The organism is Tamlana sp. 2_MG-2023 (assembly GCF_030548465.1).
Taxonomy (GTDB): Bacteria; Bacteroidota; Bacteroidia; order Flavobacteriales; family Flavobacteriaceae; genus Pseudotamlana.
In genome coordinates, this window is sequence record NZ_JAUOSF010000016.1 from 1 (window position 1) to 15,743 (window position 15,743).

The following is a 15,743-nucleotide window of genomic DNA, read 5'->3' on the forward strand; positions in this document are numbered from 1 at the left end:
TAAAACACCTGAAATGGTATATAAATTAACAGCTTAATTTCAATTTTAACCTGTAGCCATATTTCAGGACGAGACATCCCCCATAGAAACCCAAAACTCCTCAGTACGTAGGCTAACGTAAAATTGAGTTTCAAAACTTAAGAGGATATGAGAAATTTGAATATTTTTAAATGACTGATTTTTAGCAACATATTTTTACGTTAGTCAGAATTAAAATCGTACGTTCATTCAAAATTTCGGAGTTTAAATCATTATAATATTGCTTTGAAATTTTTATCCGTAACAAGTAAAATAATACCAGCAATACAACAATACAAAGCTGTGTAAAAGTATTTATAATCATTATGTGCGAAATGAACCATTAATGCACCAATTGCGAATGGTAATAGCCATAAAGTTGAAATGTTTTTAACTTGGTGCAACCAGAACCCAACAACTAAACCAATTACACCCACCAATTCACCATAACCAATTAATAGAGTCCATATTTTCCCAAAACCAAAATTGCTCATATTTTCCATCATACTTTCCTTTTGAAAAACTTTGAAAAGACTTGCATAACCAAATGCATAAATTAAATACCCATATGAAATCCAATGGACTACTTGTACTAAAATCTTCATATCTATTATAATTTTGTTCAAAAGTAATAGTTATATTTACAAATTGAAAGTACATACAAAATTGTAGGATACTAATAAAAAAGTAAGATATGAGAAAGACAGCATCTACAAATACAATTAATAAGGAGCAATTAGAAGCAAATTGTGGAATTGCATATACAAACTCAATCTTAAGCGGTCGATGGAAACTTAGTATTTTAGCATTCTTATTGGATGAAAAAAAATTAAGGTATAGTGAATTAAGAAATAGATTAACCGGAATTTCGGAAAGAATGCTAATAGTAAAACTTAAAGAATTACAAGCGGACGACTTGATAAATCGGATTTCTCATCCCGAAGTTCCACCAAGAGTAGAATATGAACTTTCCAAAAAAGGTAAGTCATTAGAAAGTATTTTAATAGAAATGTCTAAATGGGGAACGAAAAATGCAACTAAAAAATAAAAATACATAAGAACGAGCCGCTGTATAAAATTAATTGTTAGTGCAAGTCTACATACGAAAGCCTCTCAGATTTCCATTCGGTATGTATTTACTAAATTAGGTGCTGAAATAAGCAACTAACCTTATATACACGTTGGCAACAATTTTGAATGAAAGAACAACTAATTAACTCCATTTCAAGACACATTAAATTAAGTCCCGAAGAAAAAAACTTAATTAAGGCTTTTTGGACAGAGAAAACCCTTGAAAAAGGAGATTATCTTTTGAGAAACGGGGAAACTTGCCGAACTGATAATTTCGTAATTAATGGAATTTTAAAGGCTTTTTACATTAACTCCAAAACAGGTAAAGAAGAAATATTATATTTTGCTATAGAAAATTGGTGGGCTTCGGATATTGAGAGCTTTCAAAAACAAAAACCTTCGATTTACAACATTCAAGCCATTGAAAATACTTCACTATTACAAATCCATCACGACTCTTTTCAAGAAATGCTAAAGCAAATTCCAAAGCTTGAACGTTTTTTCAGAATCATCCTTGAAAATTACCTTGGCAGTTTACAAAAACGAATAATCTTAAACAACATTCTTGACGCAGAACAACGGTATTCAGATTTCTTAGAAAATTATCCAAAAATTTCAGAGAAAGCCCCCAACTATCTAATTGCTTCTTATTTAGGAATTACTGCCGAATTTTTGAGTAGAATACGTAAAAAAATCAAATTATCTTAAACTACATCAATTTTTTTAGCCCTCACAATTCGGAACTTTGTTTCATAATCAAAATTTATGAATATGAATAAAGTATTAATTATCAATGCAAGTGTAAGAAATGAAAAATCTCACAGTAGAAAACTAACTCAACTTTTTGAAGATAATTGGATAAAGAAAAATCCCAACGATATTTTCACTTATCGAGAAGTTGGATTAGAAGAAATCCCACCCATAAATGATAAGTGGATTGCTAGTGCATTTATCATACCAAGTGAAAGAACAAATGAAAACCAGTCGAGTGTTAAATTTAGTGACGAATTGGTAAAAGAATTTAAGGAGCATAATATCTATGTTTTGGGAACACCAATGTACAACTGGTCAATACCAAGCGGACTCAAGTCTTACATCGACCACCTTATGAGAATTAACGAAACTTGGAAATTCCGCTCAGGCGAACCAGATGGAGACTATGTTGGACTTCTAGAAAACAAAAAAATGTTCATTCTTTCAAGTCGTGGTGACACAGGTTATGGAAAAAGTGAGAAAAACGAACATATGAATTTTCAAACAACCTACTTGAAATTCGTTTTTGGAATTATGGGAATAAATGACATTTCTATAGTCTCATTGGATAATGAAGAATTTGGTGGCAAAATATTTGAGAGCTCTAAAAAGAAAATCTACCAAAGGATAGAACAGTTTTAAAGTTTTAACAACAAAGAACTTAGTTAAAAGCCTAACGAAGTTAAATACAATACATAGTTTTTAGGATCGTGTCTAAGGTAATTTTAATTTCAATACAGCAAAAGCTGTTTTTTTAATATTCCTCAAATGTTAGCTAGTTTGGAATAATTTCATTCACATTAATGTTGGTATAATTTGCCAAATTTACAGTTCCAAATTTCGCTAAATGCATTTGGAACCTACCTTCTATTCTATCTATGTTATTGCGATTAATAATTGGATTCAGAATAGAAAAAAGAAAACACAGCAACAGCTAAATTTAATGTAAGTTTGGTCCTTGTTCATTATATTGTCCATATTAACTAAGTTCTCAAATTTTACTGACATGACTTAATCAAGCAAAAAGTTGCGGCTTATGCGTATTCGAAATCAGTCAATCTTCTTCCCTACTAATCCTTTTGGAAGTCGTTAATGAGAAGTCTTATATTGGTTTTTTGTGTATACCAGCAGAAACTTTATTAGACGTACATTTTATTATATTTATTCCTATACGCAATCGGTGTTAGCCCAGTAATTTTCTTAAAAATAGTACGAAATGCTTTTGTGTCAGTATAACCGACATCATACATTACTTCATTAATATTTTTGCGACTGGTTTCAAAAAACCGTTTGGCAGTTTCAATCTTAACTCTATTAATATATTGCAATACAGAATTGTTAGTGGCCATTTTGAATCTTCTTTCAAAACTTCGCCTGCCCAATGACACCAAATCGGCCAATTCGTCAACCGTTATTTTTTCTTGAGTATTATTTTCAATAAATTCTTGTACTCGTTTAATTAATTCATCAGTATGGTTTTTTTGCCCCTGAAACATTGCAAAAGTGGCTTGGCTATCCCTATCAATATCTATCGCAAAATATTTTGAAGCCAATATGGCCGTTTCTCTATCCGTGTATTTTTCTGTCAAGTAAAGTAATAGGTTCCAATAGGAATTTGCACCGCCACTTGAGTAAAGTCGATTTTCTTCAGTGATAATATGCCCTTCTACAACTTCAACTTCCGGAAACATTTCACGAAACTCATTTTGAAAACCCCAATGTGTTGAACATTTTTTACCGTTTAGCAAACCCGTGGAAGCCAATAGAAATGCACCCACGCATAACGAGGCAACTTCTGAACCTTTTTTGTAATGGTCCTTTATCCAAGGTAAAAGGTTGCTATTTGATGTAATAGCAGTTTTCATATCGCCGAACAGGGCAGGGATTATTATTAAATCTGTTGTTTCAACATCCTTTAGAAGTTGGGAAGTGTTTACAGAAAACAAACCTTCGTTTAATTTAACTTCCCTTTTTAAACCAACCAATTGCACATCAAACAATGGCTTTCTGCCACTAACAGCCATAAATTGATTGACTGCCGAAAACAAATATTGTGGATCTGCTATGGCCTGCATAACAGAATTTTCAGGAACAAGAATACTGACTTTCTTCATATTCAATCCATTTTAAGTAAAAAATAAAGATAAATTTTATTTTGTCGTAAATCCCCCTTTTGTTGTCATTTTTAGACATCAATCCTAACTATGTATCTGTGCATCTTTGTAATATCAATTTTAAAAAAAATATTATGTGCAATTCACAAATTAGGATTCAAGAATTCATTGACGCAGAAGTAGAAAAAGTTTGGACCTATTACAACGAACCCAATCATATTGTAAACTGGAACTTTGCCGACCCAAGTTGGCATTGCTCATCGGCAGAAAACAATTTGAGTGTAGGTGGTACTTATAAAGCCAGAATGGAAGCCAAAGATGGTAGTTTTGGTTTTGACTTTGAAGCAGTTTTTACAGAAATTTCAAAAGGCAAAAGCTTTACTTATGAGTTTGGAGGAAGAACTGCTACCGTAGAATTTAATGACATGGGAGGACAAACAGAAGTCATAATAACATTTGACCCTGAAGAAGAAAATCCTATAGAAATGCAACAAGAGGGTTGGCAAGCAATATTAACAAATTTCAAGAATTATACAGAAAACCATTAAATGAAAATCAATCCTTATCTCACATTCAATGGCAATTGCCATGAGGCAATGACATTCTACAAAGAGTGCCTTGGTGGTAACTTAATGCTGCAACCAATTGAGGATTCGCCAATGGCATGCAAGATGCCTACGGAAATGAAAGAATGTATTTTACATGCTACATTGACAACACAAAGCTTTGTATTAATGGGTACAGATATGACACCTGAAACAGGACTTGTAAAAGGCAATTCAATTTCAATAATGATTAACTGTACAAGTGAAGTTGAAATCAGGGATATTTTTGATAAACTTTCTGTAAATGGAAAAGTTTATCAGCTCATCGAACCCACATTTTGGGGTACCTTATTGGGGAGCTTAATCGATAAATTTGGAAACAATTGGATTTTAAATTATAACAAAAACAATCAACTGAAAAATGAAAAAGAGTAAAATTATATTTTGGACTGCGACTATAATAATCGCATTATTTGAAGGAGTAATGCCTATATTAACATCTCAAACGGAATTAGCAAAAGAAGGAATTAGGCATTTGGGTTATCCCGAATATTTTGGAAAAGCTTTAGTTGTCTTTAAAGTTTTAGGTGTTTTAGCATTGGTAATTCCAAAAGTTCCTAAACGAGTAAAAGAATGGGCTTATGCTGGTTTTACCTTCAATTTTATTTTCGCTGCAATAAGTCACGCAGCCGTGAACGGAATAAATGGACAAACATTTTTCCCTTTAGCTATTTTAGGGGTTTTAATCGTTTCCTATATCTATCATCATAGATTAAATTCTAACAAAAGTTAAAATATTATGTTTTTTCAAGCTTACATCGACAACATTCAAGAGAAAACAGGTAAGACACCTGACGATTTTAAAAAACTCGCAGAAGAAAAAGTTTTTTTGAGTAACGGAAACCTTTTACCTGAAATAAAAGCTTCTGAAATCACGAATTGGCTAAAAGAAGAATTCGAATTAGGACACGGACATGCAATGGCCATCTATGCGACATTCAAAGGTAAAATCGAATAATAACACGAAAAAAAACACTAATAACATGGGGCTAGATGTTTCTTGTTTTTAAGGGAACGACGTCAGATTACATTTATTTTTAGACTTTATAGTAACAAAAATAAAAAATGAATTACAGCTTAAATTTATTTTTAATGTAGCCATATTTAGAAAAAGGCAGTCTCTGAAATTACGCGAACAGCGTGAAAATTTGATGTAAATATTTAGAACATCATTGTGAAAGAGTATTGCATACTATACTACAGAGAGTTATCTTTATAATTATCAAAAAAACACTTAGACTCATAAACATACTGAAAAAAAATTGATAAATAAGAACTCCCAAAGTGTTCCGTACAACCCAGTGAAACTTACAGAATCAATGCGATATAAGATAGAGGCTAAAAAACATCTATGCGATACATGTCAAGACCTATAAAAAAGAATAAAATGTATGGAAAACATTTGCTGAATATTTTAATAATTTTGATTTCTGGATATGGAATTTATATTATAATAAAAGATAAAAACGAAAGATGGACGGCAGAAAGCGCAAAAATTTTATTAGATAAATGTATTTCTGAATCAAAAGAAATGTTGAATCCTGAACTGATTAAAGAGTACTGCAAATGCTCAACCGAAAAAATTCAATTGGAATTTACACAATCAGAATATATTGAGATCTTAAAAATGCCAAGTAAAAATCAAACCCATAAATTATTTCCAGTCTTTAAAAACTGTTTAACCGAATACAGAGCAAAAAAATAGATCAAGAGCTGTCCTATGATATGACCAAAACAAATATAATTTAAAAAAAATTGGCAAGAATTGGATTAGGATTATAAGTCTAACCATATTCAGATGAAATAACACGAAACAAAAAATCGGAATTATGAACCTGATTTACTGGCGTTCAACGCTGAGCTCTGGTATTTTTGACGTCAAAAAAGGACGGTATTGTCTCTTATTGTGAGTCTGAATACTGAAAAGCCCTACTTTTCTAAATATTTATCTTATAGACACTGAAATTTATCCACACTACAATATAGAACTTGGTGAATATTTTTAATAATACACCTTACACCTAGGTAGCTTTTTTTTTATTTTTTCTATTTCCTCTATAGAGAACCGGTTCCCTTTTAAGATTAAGGTTTTTAGATGTTCTAGTTTTGAAATATCATTAGGTAATCTTTTAAGCTCATTATTAGATAGAATTAATAACTCTAAGTTTGAAAGAGAAACAATGCTTGTAGGTAATTCTGTAAGGTTATTATCATTTATAATTAGGGTTTCTAAATTGGATAGCTTATGTAATTCTACTGGAAGAACTTTAAGACTATTATGCTCCAAATTAAGCGTCTTTAAATTATTAAGTAACAACCAACCCGAATTAAATTCGTAAAACTGATTGTAGCCTAAATTAAGCGTATTCAATTTCTTTAAACTAGAAAGTTCTTTCGGCAGGAATCTCAATTGATTATGATCCAATTCAAGGACTTCTAAATTTTCACAACCACTTATGTTATTTGGCAAGGAAGTGATATCATTAAACGACATATGTAAAAACCGAAGATTAAGCAGCTGATCAATTGATTTTGGTACTGCTGTAATTTTATTTGCTGATATATTAAATCTTACGAGTTTTTTAAATTTTGAAATTTCATTTGGAATATATTTTAAATCATTTTGTTTTACAATTAATACTTCCAATTGCTTTAACTTAAATATGTCGTAATTCCATGATTCTAAACTATTACCCATCATATTCAAAAAAACAAGTACTTCAAAATCTCCTATCTCTTTAGGCATATTAAATAGATGCTGATCTCTAAAACTTAGTTGTTTAACACTACTTGGTTGCTCCTTGGCTAAATCAATAGAATTAAAAACTCTAATTTTTTTAGGATTAGCGTTTTGGGCGTGAACACCAAAGAAAAAACTAAAGACTGCAATTAAAAACGTACAACGTATCATGGTTTTGTATAAAGAAATAGAAGCAGACAAAATTGTCTGCTTCTATAATTATTAATGTGTTTGATTTTATTTTAATTCATCAGCACTTTAAATTGCTGCTTCTCATCATTCACTTCAACTGTTAATAAAAGTATTTGATTTTGTCCTTTAAATTCTCCTAAATCTAATGATAAGTTTTGGTTTCCATCTAGTTTCAAATTATTATAGTTAACCAAATTTCGTCCTAAAATATCATTAACCACTACAGAAACTTCCTTATTCTTAATAGAACCACTAAATTGTAGCGTTATATTTCCATCTGTAGGATTAGGATATAATCTAACACCCTTAATTAATTGTTGATCAATAATACCTAATGTCTTTTCTCCAATATTATCATCTAATGCGAATACTATAGTTGTGGAAGCATTAAACGTAACCTCATTTCCACTAGCATCTACTTGAGATGTATTACTTCCGCTTGGATGTTGCACAGAAAAGAAACCATATTTATAGTCTGGAGTAAAGGTTAACCCCGTAGGCTCGGCCCCAGACGGCATTGATGCAAATAGCTCTACGTTTGGATTACTTTGTGTGTGATCTGGACGCACTATCCAAATATAGTTTTTACCTCCATCTTGAAGTACCCAAAGGTTTCCTTTATCGTCAAATGTTAAATTATCATTACCATTAGCCCATGCTTCTGATTGTGTTCCTGTTTCTGAGGAAATGTCGTAATTCATTCCACCCACAAAGGTTTCAAAATCACTTACAGTCTCTTCATTATCTCTGAATCTATATACACGACTTAAACCTTTTGCAGCAAAATAAATTTTACCAGTAATTGGATTAATTTCAACATCTTCTACACCATTAAAGGCTGTACCTCCAAGACTACTAGCAATAACATTTAAGTTGTTTCTATCCGATTGTGAGTCGTTAGGAACTTCAATCCAAGTCCCTTTAGAAGAACTCGGGTCGTTTCCTGATAATGCTATATCCATTTTCAAAACGTATACCGTACCTTCTGTAAGATCGCCAGGTGTATCCATGACATATTTATATAAACAATGAGTTCCTCCATCTTCTCCGTAATAGGCTGTTGTTCCGTCATCTGAAATGACAACATTTTCATGATTCATTCTTCCCATTGCCCATAATTTATCCTTTTTACCATCGTTATCATAATCCAAAACAGTTGCAGTAACTGGGTCAATTTCTACAAACCATCCTACATCTTGATAACCGTCTCCATTAACATCTCCAGAATTTGTACTTTCTTCTGCTGTCACTACGGTTCCCCAAGGTGTAATACCTCCAGAACAATTACGTGTTGTTGTTACTAAATCTGTACTGTATAAATCTACAGCCTGACTTTCTTCAACTTCCCAAAGTTGTGTTGTGGTATTTAAACGAATATCTAAAATAGATACACCTCCTGGAGTGTTTTCATGATTTACTGACAAATAGCCTTCTTCACTACTACCCTCAATAGCCACATAAGCCGTAAAGTCATTTGTTCCAGGCATATTTCCTCCTCCTAAAGAATACGACTCTCCTTCTTTCATAACAACTTGAAAATCATACTCTGGAGACAAAATTAAATTACTTGTTTGTGACGTAGGCGTAATAGATGTCAAACAACCAATATGCTCACCCTCACAATCTATCGCTAAATCTTGTGTATTCTGAATATACAAATCGAATCGTGTATCTGAACTTGACACATTGGCTTGATGAATCTCAACAGCAATACGGTTGATACCTTCTACAAACATACCTTTTGCAACCGTAGAGGTAAAGTAAATATTTTCATTAATACCGTCAACAGCATTAATAGCAGGGGTTTGGTAATCTATCGTTCCTGTTGGCATATTACTACGCAGCGCTTCTACACCATTAATATAAATAATAGCACCGTCATCTCTTCGTAGACCTAATTCTACCATATCAGTTAATTCACTTAAAGACACTTCAATATCTTTTATGTAATATGTGGTAATGTATTTATTATTCGAATCAGAACCGTAAGACACTTCTGTATTAACAGGATCCCCATAGCCAAATGGCGCAAAACCTCTATTCCATGGAATCACATTATAGTCTAAAGCTAGCCAATCTGTTCCCATATCAGTACCTTGATCTAAAACATACCACTGCTCATCTTTAAGGATAGGGTATTTTGTAACTTCAAGGGGAGGTAATTCATAATTTACTTCCATATCAAACTGAACATCTGAACTCGTTCCGTTATTTTGATGTAATTCTACCGCGATAACATTTTCGCCATTTTGAAGCAAATTAGCCGTTTTAATGGTTGTCCAAACACTTTCAGCATCTCCACTTACTTCTTCTACAGCGTACATATCATAAGTTACTTCACCTTCAGGCATATTTAACCTAAAAGCTTCGCTACCGTTCACATAAACAATAACACCATCATCATAAATTACATTGAAAAGTAAATTACCAATTGCAGCGACATCTTCTACATTGAAAATATGACGGAAATAATAGGTTGGATATTTAGTAGAAGCATCGGTACCGAAATTTAAAGTTGTACTTTCTTTTCCATCTCCATAACCGAGTATTGCATTTCCAAACAGCCAAGAACTATCGTCAAAAGCTGACTCTTTCCAGTCGGTTCCTAAATCTTGCCCTAAGTCATTGTATTTCCATAATCCACCCGATACAATCGGAAAGCTTCCTGTGGGATATTCGTTAATGTTTTTCCAAGCTAAATACAGTGGCTCTTCTTCATTAAAGTCTAAATTAGTAAAGCTAATAATATTGTTTTCCTTTAATCCCGATGCTGCTATTTCAACAGCTGTTGAAGGTTCTCCAGATAATAAATAATACTCATTAGCGATAAGTTCAACTTGATTTAAGTTTTCAAATATTTTTGAAACATCTACCATAACTGATCCCGAATTAATAAACAAAGGATCTATTTTCCATCGGCTATTTAAGTATAAAACATTTGTTTCTGAAGCGTCTGCAGTAGGCAACACCTCATCTCCAGGTTCCTTTGAAAATATAATATTACTATTGAAATCAGCGATATCCTCTGCATAATACATTCCATTAGAGTTATCATTTTTGAGACTCCAGCTTCCTACAACTTGATTATTAAAAGGAGCTTCAATAATACGTACTGGACTTGTAGCTGGAACAATATCAGCATTCGTGTAAGCGACTTCCAGAACTGTGTTACCAGAATTAACGAGGTACCCACTATCATCTTGATTAAAAGTATAATTGAATGCTAAATCTCCATCTGTATCAAGAAGTGTTTGGTGCATATCTGCAATAATCTCTTCTTGAGTTTTAGCTTTAGTCCAAATTCTTAATTCATCCATTATTGAATTTGATTGACCATTATAATTTATGGTTCTACCTAAGGCAAAATCCCAAGTACTATTAGATGCATAACCATCGAAAGCATTTGTCGCTTTTAATTCACCATTAACATACAGCTTTAATTCATGGTCTATTAGAGACACAGTAACCGCAATATGATTCCATTCTCCAATTGTTAATGCATCTCTTGACTCTGCTTTATTCCATCCAGAACCATTATTACCAAACACAGCATTAACAGAATTATTATTAGGGAATTCTAATGAAAAACCAGTAGAATTACCATCGACTCTACCGTGGTTAGATAATAAAGGTACATTCTCTCCTGGATCTGACGTTAATTTAGCCCACAACTCTATTGTAAAATCTCCTGCTAAAATAGATTCAATTGTATTAGAAGGTATTTGTACCTGATGACCTCCTTCAAGATTAAAAGCTCCGCCTTGAGCAAGAATTGCAGCTGTATTATCCTCCAGGTAAGCAATAAAATAAATACCGTTACCAATCTCAACATCATTAAAAGTGACTACATTGTCTGTTGCTGTTGTTGCAGAAGCCACAACTTCATAAGCTACTTGTGGATCTCCTTTAATTAAGATGTACTCTCCAACAGTTGCAGCTGTCATTCCTACATTTTCAAAAATAGAAGATAATTCAATTGTAATATCAGTGGTGGTAATATTCATGGTATTAACATTCCATCCCCCTGCTATATAATACATATCTTCTTCTTCTTCTTCTGCATTAGGTAAATCTAATATTGTTTTATTATTGTCTCTACCAAACACGATATTTTCTATAAAACTACTGATGGTTCCTTCTACATACATACCACTAGAGTTCTCAGCTGAGTAACTCCAACTTCCTGATATAATATCATCAAAACCTACTACAGATTCTGCAACAGGAGTCGAAGCAGCAATAATAGATGCGTTGGTATAATTAACATCATCTACTTGAATGCCATTATTACCTAACAGTCCATTATCTTCTTGATCAAACGCATAATAAAACTGCAGATTTTCATCAGTAATATCTAATACACTATGCATACCCGAAACAATTTCTTCTTGAGTTCGTGCTTCCGACCAGAAGCGAAATTCATCGACTACAAAAAGGACTTGACCTCCATAATTCAAACTACGTCCAAAAGCAAAATCCCAAGTACTATTTGGCGCATAAGCTGAGAATGCTGTACTTCCTTCTAATTGTCCGTTAATATAAAGTTGAACCTCACTTTCTGGTGTGGTACTTATAGCAACATGATTCCATTCACCAATCTGAAGAGCTGTTGTTGAAATGACTTTCGTCCAACCATCACCATTTGTTCCATAAACCACACTTAAGGTGTTATTACTTTCCAACTCTAAAGTAAATCCTGTAGAGTTCCCATCTATTCTTCCATGATTAGAAAGTATTGTTTTATCACTAGGATCATCTGGTAAATTTAGCCAAAGCTCCAATGTATGAGCGCCTTCTAAAATATTTTCAGTTGAAGTATATGGAATTTTAACATCATGATCATTTACCAAGGCTAAAGCCCCTCCTCTTCCTGGAACAAATTCGCCTTCTTCCCATGCTAAGTAGTATACAGATTCTTCAATATTTACATTATAAAAACTAATGCTTGTACCGTCGAACGTCCCTTCATCTACCATAGAGAAGTCTGTTTCTCCTTCATTTTTATTCAGTAAATAATAATGCCCTGCAGCTGCAGAAATAGAACTGGCGGCTGCACCAACGGTAGCTTCCAAATTAAATTTGAAGGTGGCAAATGGTGTATTTAAAGGATCTATTTTCCAACCACCTTGTAAATATTGAACACCAGACATGTTTGGTGTTTCTGAAATATCTGTATCATTTATTTTACCTGCAATAATATTACTTGTAAATAAGGCTATATCGTTAGAAAAACTTAAACCATGATTAAGACTGCTATTGTTCTTACTCCATTTCCCTGAAACAAAATCTCTATATGTCATAGGAATATTCCCTAAAGGGGAAGTTGCTGATGTTAATGCAGCAGAAGTAATATCCATTTCATAATTTATACTACCAGAACTAGTAATAGTTGTTGCCGTTTCAGATGTTGGTGCAAAGTTGTAATACAATGCTAAATCTGTTTCATCTCCTGCTAATGAGTAATGTAAAGACCTTGAAATTTCATCGGCAGATAAAACTTTACTCCAAATTCGCATATCATCGATATCACCTTGAATCGCACTTCCATAATTAGGACTGTATCCTAATCCTAACCCAAACGTATTAGGGGAATATCCGTTATATGCCATTTCTGTAACATACTCTCCATTAAGATAATATTTAATACTCCCTCCTACTTCTGCCGAAATGGTTATATGATTCCATTCTCCAATAGTCCAAGCATCGCCTTTATTATCAATTTTATTCCATCCAGAGCCATTAGTTCCTACGACTACATTTAATTTATTTTCTGATGAAAACTCAAAAGAAAGTCCTGTAGAATTGTTGTTAACTCTACCGTGAGTAGAAAAAATAGAAGCATTACTTGCAGGATCTGCATTTAATTTTGCCCAAAATTGAACTGTAAAATTATCTGAAAATAAAGCATTAGAAATATCAGATGGAATTGCGGTTTGCTGAGCGCCAGATAAGGTTAACATATCTCCACGATTAGATTCTACCTGAGCATTTTCTAAAATATCGTTATCAGAAATTAACCTCGCATATAACTCTAAATTATCGATACTTCCTAAAAACTGTTTACCTTCAATATTATTTCCTATTCTAAAATCTGAGGTAGACGCTGTAGGAGATGACACATTATTCCATGTTTGAATTAAAAATCCATTATAGTATAACGTTAATTTTTTTCTTACGTTGTCATATTTCCAAGTGATATATGACCAGTCATTTTCTAAAACGCTATAGTTGCTCTCATGAGTTACACCTGTAGCGTGATCTTTATAATTTAAGTTCCCATTCTTTGAAATCCCAAAAGAAACTCCTGTAGTCGCAGTAGCATCAGAAACTATTGTTGATCCATTAGAAGGTAAACTACTTGGGTTAATCCAAAAACTTAAGCTATATGCTTTATCATAAAAGTTTAATGCTGTAGAAACAGGAATAGTAAGAGTTGTATTTTTAGAAAATACTAAAGCACTATTAACATTATCATCTTTATCTGCACCCAAGCTATAGTTAGAGGCTTCTAATATATGGCTATAGTCAGAATTATCCACAACGGCATTTGTGAAATCTAAAGATAAATTATGCGCATCAGAATTTTGACTCGTTAACATATCTTGGTGAACCACTTCTTCAAAAAATGTGGTCCCATCAAAACCTACATATTCGAACTTTATTCTTCTATCTCCTTCTTCTCCATACACATTTGTTCGTACATAACCATGCTTCACACCCGTAAGAATATCATTGGAAGCGCTATAATTTACATTATAATTCCCTACTTCACCATTTCCACCAATATCAGAATTAATATTTCCAGACATAATATCGTACATCGGATATTTTGTATCGCTTTCACGTACCATAAAACGTTGGTCGTGTATATCGGCACAATAAGATACAACGCCGTTTATATTATTGTTTTGGATAAATTGTAAAAATTCATCAGCTTGATTACTGACACTAAAGTTTCTACCACCAACTTCTCTAAAGGTTGGAGTACCATTAATAATAACCTTAAACGTTGCTTTAGAATTAAGTAAACCTTGTTTTAACCACTCTAATTGTTCATCACCAAAATGGTCTGCTGTACCATCTCTGTAGCTTCTGTTATCTGTTAAGAAAAACTCTACATCTTTATATACATAGGAAGAATGCATACCCTCTCCTTCTACCGTGTCCAAATATTCAGGATTTGGCCACCAATCCTTAAATATATCACGCATTTCTGGTAACGTAGCCATTGTTTTATCGAACTCATTTGGTCCAGTGTCATGGTTATCTGTTATTGCTAATTGTGGCATAGCCATGGTTAACTGATCATGAAACTGTCTATAAAACATGTATCGATCAAACGCCATATCTTTATTTGCCCAATCATCTATAGCATCAGGACATTCTCCATTTGCATGTTGTAATCCTAATAGGTAAGTGGCATCCCCTAACCAAACCATTAAATCTGCATCTTCTGCAGCCATATGATTAAATAGTTCTGGATTACCATTAATATGCGTTAACGATTCTGGTGTATCAACACAACGTGACGTATCATATATTCTTCCGCATCCACCTGCCAAAAACTCAAAATTGTCAATAACATTTTGGTCATTTGTAATAGAGGATGTTCTTGACGATACATTTCCGTTAATTTGTAAACTAGCAGTATATGTTTCACCTTCCGTTAAATTATTAAATTCATAAGACCTAAGGTAATATCCTAACCTGTCATCTGAATTAAAAACTGAGCCACTTAGCTCTGTCGCTTGAGCTTGAGAACCCGTCATAGTTAAAGACAGGGCATCTCCAGATCCTGTGTTACCCTTAGTAAGCACCCATACTCTAACCTTATTTTCATAAACAGGACTAAACATAGGACCAAATACTAAAGAATCTCCAGGTATGACTGTTTGCGCTTTAAGCTCAAAACTCATACAGAGAGAAAAAAACAGTAAAATAAATAGTAAACTTTTTTTCATTTTGGTTGTGTTAATTTTTTTGAATTTTTGAATTTTTGCTCAAAAGTATATTGAAGGGACTCTTTGAATTTTAAGTAAACGTAATTTGATTGTTAAAGATAACCGTCTACTTAACAGTTACTTAATAGTTAAATATTGCGAATACAAAAAAAAAGAGGATATCATAAGAAGAACAAAGTAGACAAAAACTACAAACAACTATGAAACAACAACTTACACTTCCGCCTAATTAAAAAACATAAAGACTAGATTAAGGTAGATTTAAGTTCTCTTAATGATTAATTTACAA

General features: G+C 32.8%; 12 protein-coding genes. 8 read left to right on the forward strand and 4 right to left on the reverse strand.

The features are described from left to right. Positions 1-251: 251 nt before the first annotated feature. Positions 252-623 (reverse strand): DoxX family protein, encoded by a 372-nt coding sequence (locus tag Q4566_RS15775; protein ID WP_303423294.1) that lies wholly within the window; start codon positions 621-623, stop codon positions 252-254. An 89-nt stretch (positions 624-712) separates the two neighbouring features. Here Q4566_RS15775 and Q4566_RS15780 point away from each other — a divergent pair, with 89 nt between their 5' ends. The 3 genes from Q4566_RS15780 (at position 713) to Q4566_RS15790 (ending at position 2,484) form a co-directional block, all read left to right on the forward strand. Further along, positions 713-1,066, forward strand: coding sequence for a helix-turn-helix domain-containing protein (locus Q4566_RS15780; protein ID WP_303423296.1), 354 nt, complete (start codon positions 713-715; stop codon positions 1,064-1,066). A 149-nt stretch (positions 1,067-1,215) separates the two neighbouring features. Further along, entirely contained in the window at positions 1,216-1,797 is a 582-nt protein-coding gene (locus Q4566_RS15785) for a Crp/Fnr family transcriptional regulator (protein ID WP_303423298.1), read from the forward strand. A 63-nt stretch (positions 1,798-1,860) separates the two neighbouring features. Then, positions 1,861-2,484 (forward strand): FMN-dependent NADH-azoreductase, encoded by a 624-nt coding sequence (locus tag Q4566_RS15790; RefSeq protein ID WP_303423301.1) that lies wholly within the window; start codon positions 1,861-1,863, stop codon positions 2,482-2,484. A gap of 497 nt (positions 2,485-2,981) precedes the next feature. Here the strand turns inward: Q4566_RS15790 and Q4566_RS15795 are convergent, their stop codons facing one another. Next, entirely contained in the window at positions 2,982-3,956 is a 975-nt protein-coding gene (locus Q4566_RS15795) for a GlxA family transcriptional regulator (protein ID WP_303423303.1), read from the reverse strand. A 134-nt stretch (positions 3,957-4,090) separates the two neighbouring features. Between Q4566_RS15795 and Q4566_RS15800 the strand changes: the two genes are divergently transcribed. From Q4566_RS15800 to Q4566_RS15820, 5 genes are all read left to right on the forward strand, one after another. Then, a complete protein-coding gene (locus Q4566_RS15800; protein ID WP_303423305.1) occupies positions 4,091-4,504 on the forward strand; it encodes an SRPBCC domain-containing protein in 414 nt (137 codons plus the stop codon). After that, a complete protein-coding gene (locus Q4566_RS15805; RefSeq protein ID WP_303423307.1) occupies positions 4,505-4,936 on the forward strand; it encodes a VOC family protein in 432 nt (143 codons plus the stop codon). Beyond that, complete coding sequence (locus Q4566_RS15810) at positions 4,923-5,294, forward strand: DoxX family protein (protein WP_303423309.1); 372 nt, start codon at positions 4,923-4,925, stop codon at positions 5,292-5,294. The genes Q4566_RS15805 and Q4566_RS15810 overlap by 14 nt, the downstream gene beginning before the upstream one ends. Positions 5,295-5,300: 6 nt before the next feature. Then, entirely contained in the window at positions 5,301-5,519 is a 219-nt protein-coding gene (locus tag Q4566_RS15815) for a DUF4287 domain-containing protein (protein ID WP_303423311.1), read from the forward strand. A gap of 402 nt (positions 5,520-5,921) precedes the next feature. Further along, positions 5,922-6,266, forward strand: a complete 345-nt coding sequence (locus Q4566_RS15820) for a hypothetical protein (RefSeq protein ID WP_303423313.1) — start codon at positions 5,922-5,924, stop codon at positions 6,264-6,266. Between the two features lie 297 nt (positions 6,267-6,563). Here Q4566_RS15820 and Q4566_RS15825 read toward each other — a convergent pair whose 3' ends face one another. Further along, positions 6,564-7,472, reverse strand: a complete 909-nt coding sequence (locus Q4566_RS15825; protein ID WP_303423315.1) for a leucine-rich repeat domain-containing protein — start codon at positions 7,470-7,472, stop codon at positions 6,564-6,566. Positions 7,473-7,543: 71 nt separating this feature from the next. Next, positions 7,544-15,454 carry a LamG-like jellyroll fold domain-containing protein gene (locus Q4566_RS15830; protein WP_303423317.1) on the reverse strand — a complete coding sequence of 2,637 codons (7,911 nt, stop codon included), beginning with the start codon at positions 15,452-15,454 and terminating at the stop codon, positions 7,544-7,546. Positions 15,455-15,743: the final 289 nt, after the last annotated feature.